This window comes from Halomonas sp. 3F2F (assembly GCF_014897805.1).
GTDB lineage: Bacteria > Pseudomonadota > Gammaproteobacteria > Pseudomonadales > Halomonadaceae > Vreelandella.
Genome location: NZ_JABUZE010000136.1, coordinates 1 through 1,349, shown reverse-complemented (window position 1 = coordinate 1,349; position 1,349 = coordinate 1). Strand labels below are relative to the sequence as shown.

1 protein-coding gene is annotated in these 1,349 nt (G+C 61.0%); it reads left to right on the top strand.

What is annotated here, in order from left to right:
* Positions 1–78: 78 nt before the first annotated feature.
* Positions 79–1,335, top strand: a complete 1,257-nt coding sequence (locus tag INT21_RS15120) for an ISL3 family transposase (RefSeq protein WP_193061152.1) — start codon at positions 79–81, stop codon at positions 1,333–1,335.
* Positions 1,336–1,349 lie beyond the last annotated feature (14 nt).

Below are 1,349 nucleotides of genomic sequence, written 5' to 3'. Positions count from 1 at the left end.
GGCTCTTCGACGTTGGGTGTGGAATTCGCCCCCTGAGCTGGGCCAGAATATGACCTCCACAGCGGCAGGAGGTATGACATGGACGGCACCCAGATTCTAACACTCGGCCTGGGCTTGGAAGCGCCCTGGATCCTCAAGAACCAGTACCTGGATACCGCCGTGTCGCCCCACCGCCTGGACCTCTATGTCGAGGCGGAGCGAGGCAGTCTCTATCCCTGCCCAGAATGTGGTAAGGCCTGCCAAGCTCATGACTTTGCCGACAAAACCTGGCGGCATCTGAACTTCTTTCAGCATCACTGTTACCTGCATGCTCGCGTGCCGCGCACGAAGTGTCCTGACCATGGCGTCAAGCGCATAGAGGTGCCCTGGGCCCGGCCGGGCAGCGACTTTACCCTGCTGTTCGAGCAAGCGGCCATGTCACTGGTCAAGGAGATGCCGGTACTGGCCGTCTCCCGCCAGTTGGAGATTTCCGACAAACGACTATGGCGCATCGTGCACCACTACGTTGGCCGCATGTTGGGGGAACTGGATCTGTCCAAGGTGGTGACGGTCGGCGTGGACGAAACCGCCTCCCGGCGCGGTCATCGCTATGTCACGGTGTTCCTCGACATGCAGCGCAAGCGGGAACCGGTTATCTTTGCCGTCCCAGGCTGCGGCAAGGATGCCATCCAGGCTTTCAGCGCCTTCCTGGCGGCCCATGGCGGCGACCCGAATAATGTGGTCGAGGTCGTCTGCGATATGTCGCCAGCCTTCCTTAGCGGCGTGACCGAGCACCTTCCCAAGGCCGAGGTAACGGTCGACTGGTTCCATATCGTACAGACCTTCACCAAGCGGCTGGACGAGGTACGCAAGAAAGAGCGCCGGGAGCAGGGGCACCCCAAGTCGCTGCGCTGGGCCCTGCTGAAGAACCTGGATAACAAGAACCTGACACCCAAACAGCTTTCGGCGCTCCAGGAGTTGGTGGCCGATCAGAGCGCCACGGCCGATGCCTGGGTGATCAAGGAGAAGCTACGCTGGATCCAGAAGGCTCCGACGCCCAGAGCGGCTCGGTGGCGCATCACGAACTACCTCAAGGTCATGCAGGCGGCGGTGTCTGAAAAGTCACTGCTGAAGCCGATGGGGAAAGCCCTGGCGACGCTTGAGCGGCACGCCGACGCGGTGGTCAGACGCTGGCTCTCGGGACTGACGAACGCAAGACTGGAAGGAATGAATGGTCTGTTCCAAGCGGCTCGGTCACGAGCACGTGGCTACCGGAACGAGGCCAACTTTATCGCCATGATCTACCTGATTGGCAGCCCGGTGGGCCGCCTATTCGATCAGGCCAAATCCACGTGAAGTGACGAAGAACC

Coding starts and splice junctions, on each gene's coding strand:
- INT21_RS15120 (WP_193061152.1), top strand. CDS start 79: ATGGACGGCACCCAGATTCTAACACTCGGCCTGGGCTTGGAAGCGCCC.